We start from the raw sequence: 21,197 nt of genomic DNA, 5'->3' as shown, positions 1-21,197 counted from the left end.
CCGTCACTTGGCGCCCAGCGCCTTCCGCAGCGCGTTCAGATTGGCTCGCATGACCTGGATGTAGTCATCGCCCTTGGATGTGGAGCCGATGCCCTCGATCGGGTCCAGTACATCGGTCCGCATATGGAGATCGCCCGCCAGCGTCCTGGCCGTGCGATCGCTCACCAGGGTTTCGAAGAAGACGGTGTTGACCTTGTCCTTCTTGGCGATGGTGTGCAGTCCCCTGATCCGGGCCGGGCTGGGCTCGGACTCGGGGTCGAGCCCGGAGATCGCCTCCTGCCGCAGCCCGTAGCGCTCGGCGAGATAGCCGAAGGCGGCATGGGTCGTGATGAAGGTGTCCGAAGAACGGCCCTTCAAACCGCTCCGGAAGTCCTGATCGAGCGTGTTCAGCTCCTTGACCAGGGCGGTGGTGTTCTTCTTGTATGTCGCGGCGTGATCGGGGTCGGCCTTCTCCAGCGCCTTGCCGACACCCTTGGCCACCTGGGCGTAACGCACCGGATCCAGCCAGATGTGGGGGTCGGCGGCCGCGTCGCCGGAGTGGTCGTGCCCCTCGTGCCCCGCCTCGCCCTCCTCGCCGTGCCCGTGCTCGCCCTCGACCTCCGTGCCGTGGTCCTCCAGCGAGGTGTACGAGGCCGCGTCCGCCACCTGCCTCGGCTCGGCCTGGGCGATGGCCCGGTCGACGGAGGGCTGGAGCCCCTTGAGGTAGACCACCAGACCGGCCTTGCTGAGATCGGCGGTCTGCCGGGGGCTGATCTCCAGATCGTGCGGTTCGACGCCCGGCTTGGTCAGGGAGGAGACATGGACGGCGGGCCCGCCGATCCGCTGGGCGAGGAATTGCATGGGATAGAACGACGCCACCACATCCAGCTTGCCGTCCGTCCTTCCGTCCCCGGCGTTGGTGGAGCAGGCTGTGAGGGTGGTCAGACCCAGTGCGGCGGCTCCTACGAGGGCGGTCGTGGGCCTGAGGCGGCGTATGTTCATGACTCTCATTTTCAACAAAGATGGAAACGATTGTCAACAACTGACCTCTTGTTGATCGCTTCGACTATCGATTTGATCCGGGGGGTGCCGCCGCCGGTAACCTGAAGCATTCGCTTCGTCGTCAATGTCGTCATCAATGAAGAGAGCACCGTGGCCGCCGACAAGATCGACACCATCGTCAGCCTCAGCAAGCGCCGTGGCTTCGTCTACCCGTGCAGCGAGATCTACGGCGGCCAGCGCGCCGCCTGGGACTACGGACCGCTCGGTGTGGAGCTGAAGGAGAACATCAAGCGGCAGTGGTGGCGTTCCACGGTCACCTCGCGTGACGACGTCGTCGGACTCGACTCGTCCGTGATCCTGGCCCGTGAGGTGTGGGAGGCGTCCGGCCACGTCGCCACCTTCACGGACCCGCTGACCGAGTGCACCTCCTGTCACAAGCGGTTCCGCGCGGACCACCTGGAGGAGGCGTACGAGGCCAAGCACGGCCGGCTCCCCGAGAACGGCCTGGCCGACGTCAACTGTCCGCACTGCGGCAACAAGGGCAGCTTCACCGAGCCCAAGCAGTTCTCCGGCCTGCTCGCCACCCACCTCGGCCCGACCCAGGACTCCGGCTCGGTCGCGTATCTGCGCCCCGAGACCGCCCAGGGCATCTTCACCAACTTCCTCGCGGTCCAGCAGACCTCGCGCAAGAAGCCGCCGTTCGGTATCGCGCAGCTCGGCAAGTCGTTCCGCAACGAGATCACGCCGGGCAACTTCATCTTCCGTACGCGTGAATTCGAGCAGATGGAGATGGAGTTCTTCGTCAAGCCGGGCGAGGACGAGAAGTGGCACGAGTACTGGATGGAGCAGCGCTGGAACTGGTACCGGGACCTCGGTATCCAGGAGGCGAACATCCGGTGGTACGAGCACCCGAAGGAGAAGCTCTCCCACTACTCCAAGCGCACCGCCGACATCGAGTACCGCTTCAGCTTCGGTGGCTCCGAGTGGGGTGAGCTGGAGGGCGTGGCCAACCGCACGGACTACGACCTCAAGGCGCACTCCGCGGCGTCCGGCCAGGACCTGTCGTACTTCGACCAGGAGGCCGGCGAGCGCTGGACCCCCTACGTCATCGAGCCGGCGGCGGGCGTGGGCCGCGCGATGCTGGCCTTCATGCTCGACGCGTACGTCGAGGACGAGGCGCCCAACGCCAAGGGCAAGATGGAGAAGCGCACCGTGATGCGGCTCGACCCGCGGCTGGCGCCGGTCAAGGTCGCGGTGCTGCCGCTGTCCCGCAACCCGCAGCTCTCGCCGAAGGCCAAGGGGCTCGCCGCGGACCTGCGCAAGCACTGGAACATCGAGTTCGACGACGCGGGCGCGATCGGCCGCCGCTACCGCCGCCAGGACGAGATCGGCACGCCCTTCTGCGTCACCGTGGACTTCGACACCCTCGACGACAACGCCGTCACCGTGCGCGAGCGCGACACGATGAAGCAGGAGCGGGTCTCCCTGGACCAGATCCAGTCCTACCTCGGCGGCCGTCTGATCGGCTGCTGACCCGGTCCGGGCCGGCGCGCCCGGACCACGGGCACCGGACACATACCCGACGACGGGCTCCGGCGCCGCGGACACGAGATCCGCGGCACCGGGGCCCGTCGGCTCGGCAGAACGGGGGGTTCACCAGTCGTGCGAGGCGTGACGCATCACATCACCGCCATCCACGAGGACGGCACGGTCTTCGAGGTGAGCTACGGCTACGGCCCGGGGCAGCGGCGGCTGCTCGGCTGTCGGCACTGCGACTGGCAGGAGCGGATCACCTACGGCGGCGCCCGGCACAAGGGGCTCGATCACCTCGCCCAGGCGCACGGGGCCCTCGGCTCGCCGCGGATGACCGCCGACGCGGCGGCGCGGCGGCAGGTCGTCCTGATCATGCTGGCCTGTTTCGCGGTGGCCGCGGTCATCGTCTGGTGGGCCGCCTCCCAGGGGTGAGCCGACGGTCGGCGCCTACGGTCCGCCGCTCCCGGCCGAGGGCCAGCGCCGTGCACACCGCCGCCAGCGGCAACTCCGCGCAGAGGGCCATCGCGACCGCCGCCGCCAGCTCCCCGCCCGACGCGGCCGTCACCGTGTCGAACCACGCGTCCACCACCAGCAGCGCCCCCGTCGCCGCCGCGGTCAGCCGGTGGCGATCGTCGCCGCGCCGCCGCAGCGCGGCGGTGGAGAGCAGCCCGAGCGCTTCGAGGGCGTCCAGGCCCACCCATGCGACGTTCCAGTGGCCGACCCGCGCCGTGGACGGCAGCGTGCGGGCCAGTACGTACAGCCAGGGCACCAGCGCCGCCCCGGAGACCAGCAGCACCGGCTCGGGGCGTATGCGCCGCAGCGGCGCGCACCGCGCCCTCCGTGCGGTCGTCGAGCCCGCCGGGCCGGTGGCCGGAGCGGCGGTGGGCGTGGGGGCGTACAGGGCGGTCATGGGGCGGATCTCCTTCCGGGCCCGCTCGTTGTCGGGCATGCCTTCAGCCTGGTCGGCACCGCCGCCGGTGTCGGTCACACCAGTTGCCGACTCGGGGTGGCACCAGATGCACCCCCGATCCGGGCATGTGGTCCAGCGCGCGGCCGCCCCGGGCCGCTCTAAGGTCGTCGCATGAGCCTCCTCACCGCGATACGCCCTGCCTTCGGGCGTTCGGCGCACCGGCTGCGGCGCGACCTCGGTTTCGGTGTCGCGGGCGCGGCGGTGCAGTTCGTGGCCTGGGCGATACCCATGAGCGTTCCGTGGCTGATCTACGAGGACACCTCGGCCCTGGGCGAGGTCATGCTCGCCCTCACCCTCCCCCTTCTCGTTCCGGCTGTGGCCACGCCCGTGCTGACGCGCGTCCAGCGGTGGCGCTTCAAGGCGTTGCTCGACATCGAGATCACCGGGCCCAAGAGGGCCCCGCGGCAGCTGTGGTACCACCTGTTGGCCGGACCGGCGGTCGCCTGGGGAGGGGTGCTGGCCGTCACGATGGCCCTCGTCGGTCTCGCGGCCGCCACTGTGTACATCTGGATATGGGGCGTCCCGCTGTCCTGGCGGGTCGAACATGTCGGGTACTCGACCAAGGCCGCGTATGTCACGGTCGGCGGCGTGATCCTGCTGGCCCTCGCCTACGCGCTCGTCGGCGCCCTCGCACGGCTCGACACGCGCGCCGCCACCGCGCTGCTGGGTCCCGACCCGGCCAAGAAGCTGGAACGGCGGGTCGAGGACCTGACCGAGAGCCGTGCGGGGGCGATCGACGCGGCCGACGCGGAGCGCCGCCGTATCGAACGCGATCTGCACGACGGTGCCCAGCAGCGGCTGGTCTCCATGGCGGTCAACCTGGGCCTGGCCAAGGCCACGCTGACCGATCTGCCGGACGAGGCCCGGCAGGTGATCGAGGAGGCGCACCGAGAGGCCAAGGGCGCCATCGAGGAGCTGAGCAGCCTGGTGCGAGGACTGCACCCGGCAGTCCTCGACGAACTCGGCCTGGACGCCGCCCTCTCCGGCCTCGCGGCGCGCGCCCCGCTGCCGGTTCGGCTGCATGTTCACGTGCCGGAGCGAGCCGCCCCGACCGTCGAGGCCGTCGCGTACTTCGTCGTATCCGAGGCCCTCACCAACGTCGCCAAGCATGCCCGGGCGGAGCGGGCCGATGTCACGGTCGTCCGGACCGGGGACACGCTGCGGGTGGTGGTCACCGACGACGGGGAGGGCGGGGCCGACGCCGCCCGGGGCAGCGGGCTCACCGGGCTCGCCAAGCGGGCGGGCTCGGTGGACGGCACGTTCGACATCAGCAGCCCCCGCGGGGGCCCGACCGTCATCACCGTGGAGCTGCCGTGCGTGCTGTGATCGCCGAGGACTCGGTTCTGCTGCGGATCGGCCTGGTCAAGGTCGTACAGACCGCGGGCTTCGAGGTCGTGGCGGAGACGGACGACGCCGAGGGCCTGCTGGCGGCGGTCGAGGAGCACCGTCCGGACATCGCGGTGGTGGACGTCCGGATGCCCCCGGGCTTCACGGACGAGGGGGTCCGGGCGGCCCTGCTGATCCGGCGGCAGTGGCCGGACACGGCCGTACTGCTGCTGTCGCAGTACGTCGAGGAGCGGTACGCGGCGGATCTGCTGACGTCCCACACCGAGGGGATCGGCTATCTGCTCAAGCAGCGGGTCGCGGACGTGGAGGAGTTCATCGACGCGCTGCGCCGGGTGGCGGGCGGCGGTACCGCCCTGGACCCGCAGGTGGTGGCCCAGCTGCTGGTGCGACGGCACAGCGATCCGCTGGACCGGCTGACCTCGCGTGAGCGGGACGTACTGGAGCTGATGGCGGGTGGGCGGTCGAACGCGGGGATCGCGGGGGCGCTGGTGATCAGCGAGAGCGCGGTGGCCAAGCACATCAACTCCATCTTCGGGAAGCTGGACCTGCCGGTCGCCGAGGCGGACCACCGCAGGGTGCTGGCCGTGCTGCGCTTCCTGGGCGTGGGCTGAGGGGCGCCCTGAAGGGCGCGGGGCCGTGTCGATATGCGGCTCCGCGGGTGGGCTCGACCGGCCGACCCGCGTGGCCGTGGGCGGCGGCCGCGCAACGACGGCGCCGTGGACGATCGACGGCAGGTCGGGGCACGGTCGGGGCACTTCCAACGGAGCGCTTGCGGGGTGTCCGCCGCGTGGCCCGCCGCAGGCGTCACGGTCCGCCGGACATCCCTAACGGGCCCGGAGACCGTCCAGCAGCAGCTCGCAGAGGGCCGCGAAGGCCGGATCCATGTCCGGGTCCGACCACCGCGGCGCGTAGACGGGGTCGTGGAACTGCGCCGTCGCGTTCCACAGCGCCCGGCCCGTGGCACGGGCGTCCCGCATCGTGAACTCCCCGCTCGCGATGCCGCTTTCGACGATCGTGGTGAGCTGGCCGACCATCGTCTCGACATGGCGCGCGGCGATCTCGCTGTTCTCGGTGGCCAGCGCCAGGTACGTGGCGAAGAGCTCCGGATCGACGCCCGCCTTACGGCGCTTGGCGGCGAACAGGGTGAGCAGCCAGTCCTCCAGCCGCTCGGCCGCCGGGCCCTTGGCGCGGGCGATCCGGGAGAGGCTGTCGTGCTCCTGGTCCAGCCACCGCTCGGTGACCGCCTCGCGCAGCGCCGTCTTGGAGCGGAAGTGGCGGTAGACGCTGCCGTGGCTGACCCCGAGCGCCCGGGCCACGTCCACCACCGTGGCCTTCGCGGGGCCGTAGCGGCGCAGTACGTCCTCGGTGGCTTCGAGGATGCGGGCGGGCGTCAGGGGGCTCTCGGGCGGCGGCGGCATCGGGTCCCTTACTTCTTCTCGCTGTCGAGGGCGGCCATCTGGGCCTCCGGGTAGCGGGCGCCCGCGGCGGCGTCCGCCGGGACGGCCTCCTCGATGGCGGCCAGGTCGTCGGCGTCGAGCGTAACGTCGAGCGCGCCCAGGGCCTCGGCCAACTGGTCGCGGCGGCGGGAACCGACGAGCGGGACGATGGCGGTGGAACGCCGGACGCCCTGCGCGAGCACCCACGCGATGGCGATCTGGGCGACGCTGACGCCCCTGGCGTCGGCGATCTTGCGGAGCGCCTCCACGAGTTCGAGGTTGCGGTCGAGGTTCTCGCCCTGGAACCGCGGGGCCCTGTTGCGGAAGTCCTGGGCGTCCGTCGTGCGCTCCCGGTTCCAGTGGCCGCTGATCAGCCCGCGCGAGAGCACCCCGTACGGGGTGAGGCCGATGCCCAGCTCACGGCAGACGGGCAGGATCTCGTCCTCGATACCGCGCGCGACCAGCGAGTACTCGATCTGGAGATCCGAGATCGGGGCGACGGCGGCGGCCCGCCGGATGGTCTCGGCGCCCACCTCCGAGAGGCCGATGTGCCGTACGTAACCCGCCTGTACGGCCTCGGCGATGGCCCCGACCGTCTCCTCGATCGGGACGGCCGGGTCGAGGCGGGCGATGCGGTAGATGTCGATGTGGTCGGTGCCCAGCCGCTGGAGCGAGTAGGCGAGGAAGTTCTTGATGGCGGCGGGGCGGCCGTCGTGGCCGACCCAGGCGCCGTCCGGGCCGCGCAGGGCGCCGAACTTCACGCTGGTCAGGGCGCGTTCGCGGTGGGCGGCGGGGGCGGTGCGCAGGGCCTCGTTGATGAGCAGTTCGTTGTGGCCCATGCCGTAGAAGTCGCCGGTGTCGAGCAGGGTGACCCCGGCGTCGAGTGCGGCGTGGATGGTGGCGATGGACTCGGCGCGGTCGACGCCGGTGCCGTACATGGCGGACATGCCCATACAGCCGAGGCCGATCGCGGAGACATGAGGGCCGGTGGTGCCCAGCTGGCGGTTCTGCACGGGGGTGCTCCTTGGGATTCCGGGTGGGGTGTCCAAGGAGAGAATGGCATGTGCGATGACAGATTTCAATATCTGTCATCGCCTACCAGTCACCCCGTTCGGTCGTTCCGCTTGTTCTGTCGGTTGCTCTTGTTCCGCTTGTGTTCGCGGCCTCCTACGACACCTTGCGCGGCAGCCGCAGGCTCATCAGCAGGGTCAGCGCGATCGCCCCCAGCTGGGCCGCGAGCGTGATGACCAGCGCGTCACCCATGCCCGCCGACGGCCCCAGGGACAGGAAGAGCGTGCCGAGCGTCGCCACGCCCAGCGCCAGTGCCGACTGCTGGGTGGTGACCATCACGCCGCTCCCCACCCCGGCCCGCTCGCTCGGCACATCGGCCAGCACGATCCGGATCAGCACCGGGAGCTGGAGCCCCTGTCCGAACCCGGCCAGCGCGACGCCCGGCAGCAGTCCGGCCAGCGACAGATCCGGCCAGTCCCGCCATACGGCCAGCATCAGCAGCGCGATGCCCACCGCCTGGATCAGCCCACCGGCCGTCACCACACGGCTGCCGTAGCGGCCCACCAGGCGCGGCCCCATCAGCGAGGCCACGAAGAACGTCGTGGCCATCGGCGCCAGCGCCAGCCCGGCCTCCACCGGCCCGTACCGCAGCCCCTGCTGGAGGGCGACCGCGATGACGAACATGAAGCCGCCGAAGCCGATCGAGAACGGCACCACCATGGCCAGCCCGCGCCGCAGCCCGGGCAGGGCGAACAGGCTCGGCGGCAGCAGCGGCGTCTTCCCGGTGCGGTCCGCGCGCCGCTCCACGACGTAGAACGCGGCGGCCACGAACGGGAACGCGCCCAGCCCCAGCCAGGTCCACAGCGGCCAGCCCGCCGCCCGCCCCTCGGTCAGCGGCACCATCAGGGTGATCAGCGACAGCGCCAGCAGTACGGTGCCCGGCACGTCGACCGGCGCGGGCCGCTCCGAGCGGGTCTCGGGGACCGTACGGACCGCGAGGACCAGCCCGATCAGCGCGACCGGCACATTGACCAGGAAGACCGCGCGCCACCCGGTGCCCGCGATGTCCGCGGCCACCAGCACACCGCCCAGGATCTGCCCCGCGACCATGGACAGACCGGCCGTCGCGCCGTACATGCTGAGCGCGCGGGCGCGGCGCGAACCGCTGGTCGAGGAGTGGATCGTGGCCAGCACCTGCGGAAGCATCAGCGCGGCCGAGGCGCCCTGCGCCACCCGGGCGCCCACCAGGCTCCAGGCGTCCGGTGCGAGCCCGCAGGCCAGTGAGGTCAGCCCGAAGGCCGCCATCCCGGCGAGGAAGAGCCGGCGCCGCCCGAAGGTGTCGCCCAGCCGCCCGCCGAGGACCAGCAGCACCGCGTACGCCACGCCGTATCCGGCGACCACCAGCTCCAGCACGGCCGGACCGGCGTGGAGGTCGTGGTCCATGGTGGGCAGGGCCACGTTGACGATGAAGAAGTCGATCAGCGGCAGCGCCGCGCCCAGCAGCACGGTGAACAGACCGAGGGGGCTCAGCGCGGGGCCGGAGGAGGTGCGGGTCCGTCCGGGGGTCTTCGTCGCACCCGGGGCGGCGGTTCTCGTACGTATCGTGGATATCTGCGTTTCGGTCACGCTTACGAAGATCTCGCGACGCTCAGACTGGTACCAGAGTGTCTTTATCCTGGTACAAGAAGTACCTGGCAACCGGCTGAGCCCTCGGGCACCCTGGAGCCATGACCACGATGGTGCGGGATACGACGACCGCGGCCGCAGCCGGAGCCGCGGCCGCAGCCGGAGCCGCGGCCGCGGCCGAGAGCAGGAGTACGGGGGCCGAGATACGGCGGGGCGAGCTGGCCGCGTTTCTGCGCAGCCGGCGGGAGCGGATCACCCCCGAGCAGGTGGGGCTGGTGCGGGGCCGCCGCCGGCGCACCCCCGGGCTGCGCCGCGAGGAGGTCGCGCAGCTGTCGACCGTGGGCGTGACCTGGTACACCTGGCTGGAGCAGGGCCGCGACATCCATGTCTCGGCGCAGGTCCTCGACGCCATCGCCCGCGCGCTGCTCCTGGACCGCAGCGAGCGCGCCCATCTCTTCGCGCTCGCCGGTGCCATCGATCCGACCCCTGCGAGCGAGTGCACGGGCATTCCGCAGTCGCTCCAGCTCATGCTGGAGCGGCTCGAGCCGTTCCCCGCCTGCGTCCAGAACAGCCGCTTCGACCTGCTCGCCTACAACCGCAGCTACCGGCTGCTGATGTGCGACCTGGACCAGGTGGCGCCGGAGGACCGCAACTGCCTGTGGCTGGCCTTCACCAACGACGAGTGGCGCTCCAGCCTGGTGGACCGGGACGAGACGATCCGGCTGATGGCGGCCAAGTTCCGCGCCGTGATGGCCGAGCATGTGGCCGAGCCCGCCTGGAAGGCGATGGTGAAGCGGCTGGAGGAGGCCTCGCCGGAGTTCCGGGAGATCTGGGCGCGGCATGAGGTGATCCGGCCCGGCGACAAGATCAAGGTCTACCGCCAGTCGCGGGTGGGCATCCTCCGCCTGGCCTCCACCAGCCTGTGGACCGGCCCCCAGCAGGGCTCCAAGCTGCTGACGTACACCCCGGCGGACGTGGAGACGCGGGAGCGGCTGGAGCGGCTGCACGCGTTGGCGCTCGCGGAAGAGGCCACGACGGAAGAGGCCACGACGCAAGAGGCCACGACGGAAGAGGCCACGACGGAGGAGGCGACCCCGGCGACGGTCTGATCCGCCGGGCCCCGGGGCCGCCTCCTCGCGCGTCGCGCGTTACGCGTTGCGCGTTACGCGTCGCGCGTTACGCCTTCGCGTTCGCCGACGTCTGCCCCGTCGGCTTGCCCTCCTCGAACAGCGCGGCCGCGTGCCGGGTCGTCCTCTCGGCCCAGTGGCCCGTGGTCAGCAGCCCCAGCAGCAGGATCACGGCACCGCACGCGGCGATGATCCACCACGCGGGACGGGCCGCGTCCACGAAGGACGCGGCGGCCGCGGGCGAGGCGGCGTGGCCCATTCCGCCCGCCGCCGCCGACGCGGCGCCCGCCGCCAGCACCGCGCCGATGACCGCGACACCGAGCGACTGGCCCACCTGGCGGCTGGTGGAGGCGACGGCCGCGGCGACCCCGGCCTGGGAGCGGGGCATCCCGGAGACCGCCGTATTGGTGATGGGCGCGTTGACCATGCCGAAGCCGAGGCCGAACAGCACATAGCCGATCAGCAGCCCCGCATCGCTCGCCTGGACGTCGAAGACCGCGAACAGGACCCCGCTGGCCGTTATGGCCACCCCGGCCACCAGCATCGACGGCCGTGGCCCCCGGGCGCCCACCAGCCGTCCGGACAGCGGCGCGCAGACGAAGCACATGAACGCCATGGGCAGCATCCACAGCCCGGCGTGCAGCGCGTTGAGCCCGCGCACGTCCTGGAGATAGAGCGTGTTCATGAAGAGGTAGCCGCCGAGCGCCGCGAAGGCGCACACCGCGACGACCGTCGCCCCGCTGAACGGCGCGCTGTGGAAGAACCGCACATCGATCAGCGGTTCATCACGCCGCCGCTCGTAGCGGATCAGCGTGAGCAGCCCCAGGGCCGCGATCCCCGCACAGGTCGCGATCAGCGGCGAGTCCCAGCCGCGGTCCGGCGCCTCGATAATCGCGTACGTGAGGGTGCCCAGCACCGCGATGACCAGCAGCTGGCCGACGGGATCGGCCCGGCGCGGCCTGGGGGCGCGCGACTCGGGGACGTAACGGGCGGTGAGGAGCAGCGCCGCGAGCCCGACCGGAATGTTTATCCAGAAGATCGAGCGCCAGCCGACGGACTCCACCAGCAGCCCGCCCACGATCGGCCCGGCCGCCATGCTGATGCCGACGACCCCGCCCCAGGCCCCGATGGCGCGGGCCCGCTCCCTGGGCTCGGTGAAGACGTTGGTGATGATCGACATGGCGACGGGGTTGAGCATCGAACCGCCGATCGCCTGCACCATCCGGAAGAGGACCAGCGTCTCCAGATTGGGCGCGAGGCTGCACAGCCCCGAGCCGAGGGTGAAGATCACCAGCCCGGTCTGGAAGGTGCGCTTGCGCCCCACCCGGTCGGCCGTCGACCCCGAGAGCATCAGCAGGGCGGCGAGGACCAGGGTGTAGGCGTCGATCGTCCACTGCATCCCCGAGACGGAGGCGTGCAGATCACTCCGTATCGAGGGCAGCGCGACATTGAGGACCGTGTTGTCGAGGCTGACGAGCAGCAGGCTCATGCAGCAGATCGCCAGCACAAGCATGCGCCGCCGATGGCTGAGCTCACGCATGGTTGAACGCTACATCGATACCGTCGGTGCGGCGGTCATCACCGCCCTGTCGATCCCTCTCGCGGGTGCGGGAGAAGTTCCCTCTCGCGGGTGCGGGACACGTTCCCTCCCGCGGGTGCGGGACAATAAGAGATCGGCCCCGCCCTCCCACCGTAGTACGCACGAGGAAGCTGATCCCATGACGCAATCGCCGCAGACGCCGCACACGGAGCGGACGCAGCTGCGGATCGGACCCCATACGGTCCAGCCGCCCGTCGTCCTGGCACCGATGGCCGGGATCACCAACGCTCCGTTCCGCACCCTGTGCAGGGAGTTCTCGGGTGGCAAGGGCTTGTTCGTCAGTGAGATGATCACCACCCGGGCGCTGGTGGAGCGGGACGCCAAGACGATGCGGCTGATCCACTTCGACGGCACCGAGAAGCCGCGCTCCATCCAGCTGTACGGGGTGGACCCGGTGACCGTCGGCAAGGCCGTCCAGATGATCGTGGACGAGGACCTCGCCGACCACATCGACCTCAACTTCGGCTGCCCGGTGCCCAAGGTGACCCGTAAGGGCGGCGGCTCGGCGCTCCCGTACAAGCGGCACCTGCTGCGCTCGATCCTGCGCGAGGCCGTGACCGCCGCGGGCCCGCTGCCGGTGACCATGAAGATGCGCAAGGGCATCGACGACGACCACATCACCTTCCTCGACGCCGGCCGGATCGCCGTCGAGGAGGGCGTGACCGCGATCGCCCTGCACGGCCGCACCGCGGCCCAGCACTACGGCGGCACCGCCGACTGGGAGGCGATCGCCCGGCTGAAGGAGGCCGTCCCCGAGATCCCGGTGCTGGGCAACGGCGACATCTGGTCCGCCGACGACGCGGTCCGGATGATGCGCGAGACGGGCTGTGACGGCGTGGTCGTGGGGCGCGGCTGCCTGGGGCGGCCCTGGCTCTTCGGCGACCTGGTGGCCGCGTTCGAACCGGGCGGTGGCGTGAGCCCCGCGCGGCCGACCCTGAAGGAGGTCGCGGCCGTGATGCGCCGCCACGCCGAGCTGCTCGCCGAGTGGCTGGAGGACGAGGAGCGCGGCGTGATCGACTTCCGCAAGCATGTCGCCTGGTACACCAAGGGCTTCTCGGTGGGCTCGGAGATGCGCAAGCGGCTGGCGATCACCTCGTCCCTCGCCGAGCTGGACGCCCTGCTGGCCGAGCTGGACCTGGACCAGGAGTGGCCCCCCGGCGCCGACGGCCCGCGCGGCCGCACCTCGGGCCGCAACCGCGTGGTGCTGCCCGACGGCTGGCTGGACGACCCGTACGACCGCGCGGGCGTCGGCGCGGACGCGGAACTCGACACCTCGGGCGGCTGAGCCCGGTAGTCCGGGGGTCACACGGGGTCATCACCGGTTAAAGTGATGGGTTCGTGGTCGCGGTGGGATCTGGACGATCTGGGGGGATCGGTGACAAGCGTCGTCTTCGTCCACGGCACGGGGGTCCGGGCCAAGTCGTACGAGAAGAGCTTCGCGCGGGTCGTGAGCGGCCTGGGGCGGGTGCGAGCCGATGTCCGGGTCGCCCGCTGTTTCTGGGGCGAGGAGCACGGAGCCTCGCTGGGGCTCGGCGGGGCGTCGCTCCCGGTGCGCACCAAGAACCGCGGCGTCGGCGGTGACGGCGCGCTGGACGAGGACGATCCGCTGGCCGTATGGGCGCTGCTGGAGGTGGATCCGCTCGCGGAGCTGCGGGAGTTCGCGGAGGTGGCGAAGGCGCGGCGCGGCGGCGGCTCGCGGGCCGGTTTCGCGCCCGGCCGTCAGGACCCCTGGCAGGTCGTCGCCGACACGGCGCGCGGGTTGAACCTGGAGGGGGTGGCCGACGGCGGGGGAAGCCTGGACGAGCTGGTGTCCGACCTCGCACCGCACCTCGGTGCGGCCGGTGGCCGCGTCGCCCAGGAGATCTCCCGCACCCTCGGCGGCACTCCGCCCGCCGACGGCATCGGGCCCATCGCGGCCCGCGCCGTGTACGCACTGGCCGTCCAGCGGGCCGAGGGCCCGCGGGGCGACGGCGAACCGCTCGCGGTGGACGGCGCCGACCGGGACACCGTCGTCGGCGTGCTCACCGATCGGCTGGGCGGCACCGACCGGGCCGGATTCGCCGTCCGCGCCGCCAAGGGCGTGGCCGTACGGGCGCTCAACTCCTACCTCTCGCCGCTCTCCTCACTGGCCCACACCTTCCGTGGCGGCATCACCGAGGGAGCCGTCCCGGCCAGTGGCGACATCCTCCGCTACCAGGTGCGCGGCGCCGGGGTGCGTGCCGCGATCCGTACGGCGGTGCGCGACGCGGTCGAGGCGGGGGACGGGCCGGTGGTGCTGCTCGCCCACAGCCTCGGCGGTATCGCCTGTGTCGATCTGCTGGCCGAACCCGATCCGCCCGCCGGGGTGGAGCTGCTGGTGACAGTCGGTTCCCAGGCGCCGTTCCTCTACGAGCTGGACGCGCTCACCGCACTGCGCCGCGAGGAACCGCTGCCGCGCGCCTTCCCCCGCTGGATCAACGTCTACGACGAGCAGGATCTGCTCGGCTTCGTCGGGGAGAAGGTCTTCCCCGACCGGGTCACCGATCTGCGCGTCAACACCCGCCAGCCCTTCCCGCGCGCCCACACCTCGTACTTCGCCCACCAGCGGCTGTACGACCTGCTGGCCCCGGAGCTGCCGAAGTGACAGCGGTGGAGCACGACTGGCGCCGCACCCATGCCGTGATCGTGGCGGTCGAGCGGTACCGCGGCAGCGACGCCATGAACCTCGACGGGCCGGTGCACGATGCCCTCGGGATGCGGACGTGGCTGACCGGGCGGGGCGTACCGCCGGAGAACATCCAGTTACTGGCCTCGCCCATGGAACACAACAGGGCGGCCCTGGAGGCGGCACACCCCGGTTACCGCCCGGCGGAGCGCGCCGACGTACGCGAGGTCTTCCGGGAGGGGCTGCGCGAGATCGACGCCGACTGGCTGTGGATCTACTGGGCCGGCCACGGGGTGCAGGCACGGGACGGCCGGTGGAGCCTGCTGTTTCCCGAAACCCACGACACCGATCTCCAGGGGCTGGACGCCGACAGCCTGATCACCCTGGCGCGCACCGAGCATCTGCCCTGGGACGCGGTGGACCGGGTCACCGTGGTCATCGACGCCTGCCGACGGGCCCTTCCGCCCCACCTCCACGAACTGGCCGACGACCCGCAGCCGCTCACCAAGGACCCCCAGACCCGATCCGAGCGGCCGGTCTTCTGGATGCGCGCCTGCCAGGCCGGGGCCGTCGCCATGGAGCAGGAGGGGGCCGGGCGCTTCACCTCCGTCCTGCTGCGGCAGCTCGAAGCGGCGGGCGGCGCCGGAGCGGCGCTGGACCTGGACCAGGTCGGGAGGGCCGTACAGGACGAGTTCGCGCGGATGCGCGAGACCGGGAGCAGCCGGCAGCACCCGACGATGCACGTCATCAACTGGGAGCAGCAGGAGCGGACGGTCCGGCTCGGCCCGCCCGCGGCGACCGTCGATCCGAAGAAGCGGCGGTTCCGGGAGACGCTCGTCTGGGAGGTGGCGGCGCTGCTCGGGGCGGATCCGGCCGGAGCGGCGGCGAGGGTCGCCGCCCGGCTGTGCGCGCAGTTCACCACCGCCCCGCCCGGCACGAGGTCCCTCTCGGCCGAGGAGCTGGTCGACTGGGCGCTGGAGAACCCGCACGGCACCGTCACCCTCCTCGCCGAGCTCAGCGCACGGGCCCCGGTCCGTCCGGAGATCCGTGACGCATGCCGCGCCCTCCAGAACAAGTGGCTGACCCGCGCCGAGTACGTGGAGCTGGTCGCGCTGCTGGGGCGGCTGGACGGGCGGGGCCGGTACGACGTCGCCGAGGAGGCCCGCGCGCTGTTCGGCCTCATCGATCCGGCGTTCCACGATCCGGCCCGGCTCGCCGACGCGCTGGAGGAGCTGCTGCCCAAACCGGACCGGCTTCCCCAACTGCTCAGGGTCGTGGAGCGCTTCGCGGCCGTCGACGACGGTCCGGTCGCCGCCGATCTGCGTACCTGGTCGCTGCGGTGCGCCGAACGGCTGGGGCTGAAGGGCCAGCTGATGGAGCGGCGCGGCGAGGCCATGGAGTACGCGGAGGCCGTCAAGGCGGCCGGGCTCGCCCAGGGCCAGGGGGCATCCCCCGGCGGTGGCCGGGGGAGCATCCAGATCCGGCTCCACCCGTCCAGCGGACCCGGCCAGCGGCGGGCGTACGAGGTGTGGACGCGGCGCGGCGAGGACGTCCACGCCCTGGCCAAGGTGGACACCCCCGCGTCCCTGGACGAGATACGGGGCGGCCTCGAAGCCCTGCTGTCCGCCCAGACCTACGCCCCGGACACCCTGCTGGAGTTCTTCGTCTCCGCCACCGACCTCGAACTGGCCGTGCACCAATGGCAGTTCGCCCGGCCCGTCAAGCGCCATCTGGGCACGGACTATCCGGTCGTCATGCGCTGCACCGAATTCCGCGAACCCCAGCGCCACGACCTGTGGAAGCGCCGCTGGAGCCGGGTCGGCACCGCCGGCACCCAGGAGCTGCGCTGGCTGCCGGGCCATATGGACTGCGGCGAGGTGTACCGCGTCGTCCAGCAGTCCATGGACACCCCGGGCGCGCTGACGACCACCCCCTCGCGGGCCCGTGCGGACCTGTTCAACGCCTGTCTGTTCGGCGGGGTGCCCGTCCTCGTCTGGCACGGTGAGGCGGAACCGTCCATAGCGGAGGACGAGATACGCGAGCTGCTCGGCGCGGAGCGGCCCCTGAGCTCCCTTCCCCAGCGGCTGCGCGAACTCCGCTCCGACAGCGACCCCTACAAGAGCCACCACGGCGGCCAGATGGCCCTTCTGTGGGACGATCCGCACCGCCCGCTCCCCGACCGGCTCGACCTGTCCGCACCCTGAGGAGAGACGAAGAAGATGGCACAGGACTGGAGGCTCTTCCAGGGCGGCGACACCCGGCCCCACGAGGTGGAGACCTGGCCCGCCGCCCCGCCGTGGCGGCGCTTCGGCGATGACGCGCGGCGCCGGGACAAGGAGCGGCCGCTGCCGTATCTGATCTCCGACGAGGACCGCGACGTCGTCAACATGGCGCTGCATCTGCACCGCCCGCTGCTGGTCACCGGCCGTCCCGGCACCGGCAAGTCGACTCTGGCCCACGCCATCGCCCGCGAGCTGATGCTGGGCGAGGTGTTGCACTGGCCGGTCAACAGCCGCTCCACGCTCACCGAGGGCCTGTACTCGTACGACGCGGTGGGCAGGCTGCGCGAGGCCTCCCTCAAGCGGCGCGCCGACGAGACCGCAGGGACCGAGCCGGACATCGGCGACTATCTGCGGCTCGGCGCCCTCGGCACCGCGCTGCTCCCGGCCGACAAGCCGCGGGTGCTGCTCGTGGACGAGCTCGACAAGGGCGATGTCGACCTGCCCAATGACCTCCTCACGGTCTTCGAGGAGGGTGAGTTCGAGATTCCGGAGCTGGCCCGGCTGGGGGAGGGGAGGACGGTCCAGGTGCAGTACGCCGGCTCCCGGGAGAAGGTCGGGATCACCAGCGGCTGGGTCAGCTGCTCCGTCTTCCCCGTCGTCGTCATCACCAGCAACGGTGAGCGCGAGTTCCCCCCGGCGTTTCTGCGCCGCTGCGTCCGGCTCGACCTCAAGCAGCCCGACGAGGCGCAGCTCCAGCGGATCGTCACCATGCATCTGGGCGAGGAGGTCGGCGCACGGGCCCAGGAGCTGATCGCCGACTTCGTGTCCCGGCGCAACGAGCGGGAGCTGGCCACCGACCAGCTGCTCAACGCGGTCCGGCTGCGCTCCTCCGGGGTGCGGGTCGACCAGGACGTCCTCGACAAGCTGTTCCGCTCGCTGAACGAAGTCGACGCGCAATGATCGAGCGGCTGTGCGCCCTGCTGGAGGACGCGGGGGTCGAGCTCTCCGAGGTGGAGCTGCGCGACGTCCTGTGGTTCGCCGCGACCACCGCCGCGGCGCGGGGCGAGGGGGACGGCGACGCACCGCCGCCGTCCCGGCGTTCCGCCGCACCCGTCTCCGGCGCGGCCGACGGCGAGGACGAGGCGAAGGGCGCCCAGCGGCAGCTCCCCGGGGCGCTCACCTCCGGCGAACCCGAGCCAGGGCCCCTCGTCCCCGCCCGGCTCCGCGCCCCCGGCGGCGCCCGCCCCGCCGCGGCCCGCCCGGCGCGTGCCGTCGGCGTCCGGGGCGTCCGGGCGCTCCCCGGGACACGCCGGCTGTCCCGCGCGCTGCGGCCGCTGCGGCGCAGCGTGCCGTCCCGCACGTCCTTCCGCGTCGACGAGACCGCCACCGCCGAGTGGATCGCCGAAACCGGTCTGCCGGACGTGGTGCTGCGCCCCCGCCCGGAGCGCTGGCTGAGCGTCGCGCTCATCGTGGACGACGGCCCGTCGATGGTGCTGTGGCAGCAGCTCGCCGCCGAGGTGCGCGGACTGCTGGAGCGTCAGGGCGCCTTCCGCTCCGTACGGACCTACGGCCTGGACAGCGCCGACGAGGACCGACCGGTGCTCAGGGCGCGCCCGTACGCCCCCGGCGCCCCGCGCCGCACCGCCCGCCAGCTCACCGACACCTCCGGCCGCACCGTGATGCTGGTCCTCTCGGACGGGGTGGGCCCGGGGTGGCGCGGTGGCGCGATTCCGCGGCTGCTGCGCCGCTGGGCCCGCCACTCACCGGTGGCGGTGCTCCAGCCGCTGCCCGCGCGGATGTGGCCGGAGCGCGGTATGCCCACCCAGCGGCTGCTGGTCGACGCGGGCGGCCGCGAGGGCGCGCCGGGCCGCGCCCTGTCGGTGCGCCACCCGGTGCTGCCGCTCGGCCTGGTGTCGTACGACGGCATGACACCGGTGCCCGTGCTGGAGCTGGCCGAGGGCGAGCTGGGCGCGTGGGCGGCGCTCACCGGTACGGGTGGCGGCGGTGAGCCGCTGCCGGTGATGCTGCTGGACGGTGCCGAGAAGCCGGTGACCGCGCGGGCCACGGCCCAGGTTCCCGAGCCGACGGCCGAGGAGCGGCTGCGCCACTTCCGGGCCGCCGCCTCGCCCGAGGCCCAGCGCCTGGCCGGGGCGCTGGCCACGGTCCATCCGCTGACGCTGCCGGTGATGCGGCTGATCCACCAGGCGGGCGCGGGCCGTGCGGAGCGCTTCCACCCGGCGCAGCTGGCCGAGGTGTTCCTGGGCGGGCTGCTGCGCCGACGGGAGGGGAGCGCGGAGGAGTACGAGTTCCAGTCCGGCGTCGCGGATCTGCTGCTGGACGCGGTCCGGACGTCGGACGCGCTGGAGACGGCGGCGCAGGTCACCGAGTTCCTGCTGCACCGCCAGGGCAGCGGCCCCGAGTTCCGCGCCCGGCTCTCGGGCGACCACGGGGATTCCCGCCTCGCCGAGGAGGCCCTTCCGTTCGCGGCGGCGTCACCGGAGCTGCTGTCGCGGCTCGGGCTGCTGGAGGACGCGGCGGAGGAGGAGCCGCCGGAGCGGGAGGAGCCCGTACGGCAGCCGCCCGAACCGGCCGCCCCGCCCCCGACGCGCGAAGTCCCGCCCCGGTCCTACACCTCCGAACGGGTCCAGCCGCTGATGATCGCGCTGGTGCGGCGGATCGGGGCGGATGAGCGGCTGCCGAGGTCGGTGAGCTATCAGGTCGACCAGGTGCTGGACAACGCCGACGAGCGGAACGAGGAGTCCGGCTGGTGGGGCGTGCGGTTCCTGCCCGGCTTGGGCTATGAGCTGGTCAGGGCCGGGTGGGGGGCCTACGCCGATGAGCTGAGGGAGGCGGCACGGGAGCAGATCGCGGGGCTGAGGTCTGCCGAGGACCTCGAATCCCGCAACCTCCGTGGGCATCTGGCGCTCACCCTGAACAAGCTGGGGGAGTACGAGGAGGCGGAGCGCGAGCTGCGGGCGGTGGTCGCGGTCTCGGCACGGGTGCACGGCGAGGAGCACGACTACACGCTCTTCGCCCGCAGCTACCTCGTGGACCTGCTGTACGACGCGGGGCGGCTGGAGGCGGCGGCGGAGGAGTCCCGCACGCTGCTCGACGCGTGGGACCGGCGGATGGGCGGCGACCATCGGACGGAGGTCCTGTCCCGGCGCCAGGTCTATGGGCGGGTACTGGTGGACCTCGGGCGCCCGGAGGAGGCCGCGCGGGAGTTCCGGGCCGTGGCCGCCGGGCGGCTGGAGCTGGACGGCCCCAGGCATGTCAGGACCGTGACCCCGCGGGTCTGGCTGGCCGTCGCGCTGCGCAGGCACGGGCTGTACGACGAGGCCGAGGCCGAGCTGCGGTCGGTGGTCGAGGACTGCCGCTCGGCGGAGTCGGACGTGGACGACGCGCTGCTGACGGCGGAGTTCGCCCTCGGCGAGCTCCTGGACGCCAGACAGCGCAACGAAGAGGCCGAGGCGCTGTGGCGGGAGTTGGTCGAGCGGACCTCCGCGGGCCTGAAACCGTGGAACTGGCGGATCCGCCGCGCGCGCCGCAACCGCATCCACCGGCTGCGCGCCCTGAGCCGGTACGCCGAGGCGGCGGCCGAGCTCGACACGCTGGTGGAGGAGACGGTCGGCACGCTCGGCAAATGGCACGACGACTCGCTCATCGCCCAGCGGCTGCGCGCGTTCCTCCTGGAGGACCAGGGGCGGTACGACGAAGCGCGCCCGATCTACCGCGACCTCCTGGAGCAGCAGATCCCGGTGTTCGGAGAGGACCATTCCAACGTCCTGAGCACGCGCTACTGCCTGGCGACCAGCATGAGGCTGGCGGGGCTGAACGAGGAGGCGCTGGCGGAGTACACGGACGTGCTCGACGACTGGCTCCGCGTCCTCGGACCGGACAAGCAGTCGACCCTCATGACCCGGGGCGGCCGGGCCAGGGCCCTGGCCAACCTGGGACGCCGGGAGGAGGCCGAGGCCGAGTACCGCGTCGTGGTGGAGGCGGAGGCCCGGGTCCTGGGCAGGGACGCCCCGCTCGCGCTGACGACCCGTCTGAACCTGGCGGCGCTGGTGCGCGATCAGGAACGCTACGAGGAGGCCGAGGCGGAATTCCGCCAGGTGGTCGAGGGGCGTGTCCGGGCGCTGGGCGCCGAGGCCGAGGCGACGCTGGCCGCGCGGCACAGCTGGGGGTACGTGCTCAACAAGCTCGGCCGGTTCGCGGAGGCCGAGCGGGAGATCAGGGAGACGATCAGGGGGCGGCTCCGCGTGCTGGGCGCGGAGAACACCGGAACCCTCTGGACCCGCCACAACCTCGGCATCGCCCTCAAGGGTCTCGGCCGCCCCGACGAGGCGGAGACCGAGTGGCGGGCCGTGCTCGAGATCAGCGAGCGGGTCCTGGGCGACGAGCACAACTGCACCGTGAGGACCCGCGAGGCCCTCGCCGGGTTGCGGGAGCCCGGGGACGACCAGGCGTCCTGAAATATGGCGCGATTCGTTCGCCGAGGAGGGCGGACCCCGGCCCCCTGACGCTGCGAATGGCCGTATCAGGGGACCGCGGCGGAGCCGCCCCTCTCCCTTCGCGGACGTGGTCGGCCACCCGTCTCGGCGTGTCGCTCATCTGAGCGTTGCCCCCGCTCGTTGTATCCAAAAGGCGAGACAATGGGCCATGACAAGGCGTGATTCTCGCCACTCTGATCAGGTCTT

General features: G+C 72.1%; 16 protein-coding genes. 10 read left to right on the top strand and 6 right to left on the bottom strand.

Going from position 1 to position 21,197, the window contains the following annotated elements; genetic code table 11:
• Nucleotides 1–3 precede the first annotated feature (3 nt).
• Nucleotides 4–981 (bottom strand): metal ABC transporter substrate-binding protein, encoded by a 978-nt coding sequence (locus ABD329_RS12555; protein ID WP_198275077.1) that lies wholly within the window; start codon nucleotides 979–981, stop codon nucleotides 4–6.
• Nucleotides 982–1,131: 150 nt separating this feature from the next.
• Here ABD329_RS12555 and ABD329_RS12550 point away from each other — a divergent pair, with 150 nt between their 5' ends.
• The gene (locus tag ABD329_RS12550; RefSeq protein WP_164429435.1) at nucleotides 1,132–2,514 is read left to right on the top strand and encodes a glycine--tRNA ligase; all 1,383 of its coding nucleotides are present in this window, start codon (nucleotides 1,132–1,134) and stop codon (nucleotides 2,512–2,514) included.
• Between the two features lie 138 nt (nucleotides 2,515–2,652).
• Nucleotides 2,653–2,946 (top strand): hypothetical protein, encoded by a 294-nt coding sequence (locus ABD329_RS12545; protein ID WP_230991655.1) that lies wholly within the window; start codon nucleotides 2,653–2,655, stop codon nucleotides 2,944–2,946.
• Here the strand turns inward: ABD329_RS12545 and ABD329_RS12540 are convergent.
• Nucleotides 2,915–3,463 (bottom strand): hypothetical protein, encoded by a 549-nt coding sequence (locus tag ABD329_RS12540; RefSeq protein ID WP_246618128.1) that lies wholly within the window; start codon nucleotides 3,461–3,463, stop codon nucleotides 2,915–2,917. The genes ABD329_RS12545 and ABD329_RS12540 overlap by 32 nt on opposite strands.
• A gap of 132 nt (nucleotides 3,464–3,595) precedes the next feature.
• Between ABD329_RS12540 and ABD329_RS12535 the strand changes: the two genes are divergently transcribed.
• Nucleotides 3,596–4,810: a sensor histidine kinase gene (locus ABD329_RS12535; protein ID WP_198275078.1), complete on the top strand. Its 1,215-nt coding sequence runs from the start codon at nucleotides 3,596–3,598 to the stop codon at nucleotides 4,808–4,810.
• Nucleotides 4,798–5,442 carry a response regulator transcription factor gene (locus tag ABD329_RS12530; protein ID WP_198275079.1) on the top strand — a complete coding sequence of 215 codons (645 nt, stop codon included), beginning with the start codon at nucleotides 4,798–4,800 and terminating at the stop codon, nucleotides 5,440–5,442. The genes ABD329_RS12535 and ABD329_RS12530 overlap by 13 nt, the downstream gene beginning before the upstream one ends.
• A gap of 213 nt (nucleotides 5,443–5,655) precedes the next feature.
• Here the strand turns inward: ABD329_RS12530 and ABD329_RS12525 are convergent, their stop codons facing one another.
• The 3 genes from ABD329_RS12525 to ABD329_RS12515 form a co-directional block, all read right to left on the bottom strand.
• On the bottom strand, nucleotides 5,656–6,249 hold the full coding sequence (locus tag ABD329_RS12525) for a TetR/AcrR family transcriptional regulator (protein WP_198275080.1): 594 nt from the start codon (nucleotides 6,247–6,249) through the stop codon (nucleotides 5,656–5,658).
• A gap of 8 nt (nucleotides 6,250–6,257) precedes the next feature.
• Complete coding sequence (locus ABD329_RS12520) at nucleotides 6,258–7,280, bottom strand: aldo/keto reductase (RefSeq protein WP_198275081.1); 1,023 nt, start codon at nucleotides 7,278–7,280, stop codon at nucleotides 6,258–6,260.
• A gap of 154 nt (nucleotides 7,281–7,434) precedes the next feature.
• Nucleotides 7,435–8,904 (bottom strand): MFS transporter, encoded by a 1,470-nt coding sequence (locus ABD329_RS12515; RefSeq protein WP_198275082.1) that lies wholly within the window; start codon nucleotides 8,902–8,904, stop codon nucleotides 7,435–7,437.
• A gap of 101 nt (nucleotides 8,905–9,005) precedes the next feature.
• Between ABD329_RS12515 and ABD329_RS12510 the strand changes: the two genes are divergently transcribed.
• Nucleotides 9,006–10,013, top strand: coding sequence for a helix-turn-helix transcriptional regulator (locus ABD329_RS12510; protein ID WP_344316355.1), 1,008 nt, complete (start codon nucleotides 9,006–9,008; stop codon nucleotides 10,011–10,013).
• Nucleotides 10,014–10,080: 67 nt separating this feature from the next.
• Here ABD329_RS12510 and ABD329_RS12505 read toward each other — a convergent pair whose 3' ends face one another.
• Nucleotides 10,081–11,571, bottom strand: a complete 1,491-nt coding sequence (locus ABD329_RS12505; RefSeq protein ID WP_198275084.1) for an MFS transporter — start codon at nucleotides 11,569–11,571, stop codon at nucleotides 10,081–10,083.
• A gap of 178 nt (nucleotides 11,572–11,749) precedes the next feature.
• On the opposite strand from ABD329_RS12505, the gene dusB reads away from it, so the two are divergent.
• The 5 genes from dusB to ABD329_RS12480 all read left to right on the top strand — a co-directional run bounded on the left by dusB (nucleotide 11,750) and on the right by ABD329_RS12480 (nucleotide 20,972).
• Nucleotides 11,750–12,916 carry a tRNA dihydrouridine synthase DusB gene (gene dusB, locus ABD329_RS12500; protein ID WP_198275085.1) on the top strand — a complete coding sequence of 389 codons (1,167 nt, stop codon included), beginning with the start codon at nucleotides 11,750–11,752 and terminating at the stop codon, nucleotides 12,914–12,916.
• Nucleotides 12,917–13,006: 90 nt separating this feature from the next.
• Nucleotides 13,007–14,254 (top strand): lipase family protein, encoded by a 1,248-nt coding sequence (locus ABD329_RS12495; protein WP_198275086.1) that lies wholly within the window; start codon nucleotides 13,007–13,009, stop codon nucleotides 14,252–14,254.
• Nucleotides 14,251–16,479, top strand: coding sequence for a VMAP-C domain-containing protein (locus tag ABD329_RS12490; protein WP_198275087.1), 2,229 nt, complete (start codon nucleotides 14,251–14,253; stop codon nucleotides 16,477–16,479). The genes ABD329_RS12495 and ABD329_RS12490 overlap by 4 nt, the downstream gene beginning before the upstream one ends.
• A gap of 15 nt (nucleotides 16,480–16,494) precedes the next feature.
• A complete protein-coding gene (locus ABD329_RS12485) occupies nucleotides 16,495–17,457 on the top strand; it encodes an AAA family ATPase (protein WP_198275088.1) in 963 nt (320 codons plus the stop codon).
• Nucleotides 17,454–20,972, top strand: coding sequence for an SAV_2336 N-terminal domain-related protein (locus tag ABD329_RS12480; RefSeq protein ID WP_344316352.1), 3,519 nt, complete (start codon nucleotides 17,454–17,456; stop codon nucleotides 20,970–20,972). The genes ABD329_RS12485 and ABD329_RS12480 overlap by 4 nt, the downstream gene beginning before the upstream one ends.
• Nucleotides 20,973–21,197: the final 225 nt, after the last annotated feature.

Source organism: Streptomyces javensis, from assembly GCF_039525925.1.
Lineage (GTDB): Bacteria > Actinomycetota > Actinomycetes > Streptomycetales > Streptomycetaceae > Streptomyces > Streptomyces asiaticus.
The sequence above is the reverse complement of the archived record's forward strand: the minus strand, read 5'-3'. Positions and strand labels throughout refer to the sequence as shown.

What these genes read in the sequence shown, in the direction of transcription:
- ABD329_RS12555 (WP_198275077.1), bottom strand. Translation starts at nt 981, where the DNA reads ATGAACATACGCCGCCTCAGGCCCACGACCGCCCTCGTAGGAGCCGCC.
- ABD329_RS12525 (WP_198275080.1), bottom strand. Translation starts at nt 6,249, where the DNA reads ATGCCGCCGCCGCCCGAGAGCCCCCTGACGCCCGCCCGCATCCTCGAA.
- ABD329_RS12480 (WP_344316352.1), top strand. Translation starts at nt 17,454, where the DNA reads ATGATCGAGCGGCTGTGCGCCCTGCTGGAGGACGCGGGGGTCGAGCTC.
- dusB (WP_198275085.1), top strand. Translation starts at nt 11,750, where the DNA reads ATGACGCAATCGCCGCAGACGCCGCACACGGAGCGGACGCAGCTGCGG.
- ABD329_RS12505 (WP_198275084.1), bottom strand. Translation starts at nt 11,571, where the DNA reads ATGCGTGAGCTCAGCCATCGGCGGCGCATGCTTGTGCTGGCGATCTGC.
- ABD329_RS12535 (WP_198275078.1), top strand. Translation starts at nt 3,596, where the DNA reads ATGAGCCTCCTCACCGCGATACGCCCTGCCTTCGGGCGTTCGGCGCAC.
- ABD329_RS12540 (WP_246618128.1), bottom strand. Translation starts at nt 3,463, where the DNA reads ATGCCCGACAACGAGCGGGCCCGGAAGGAGATCCGCCCCATGACCGCC.
- ABD329_RS12510 (WP_344316355.1), top strand. Translation starts at nt 9,006, where the DNA reads ATGACCACGATGGTGCGGGATACGACGACCGCGGCCGCAGCCGGAGCC.
- ABD329_RS12485 (WP_198275088.1), top strand. Translation starts at nt 16,495, where the DNA reads ATGGCACAGGACTGGAGGCTCTTCCAGGGCGGCGACACCCGGCCCCAC.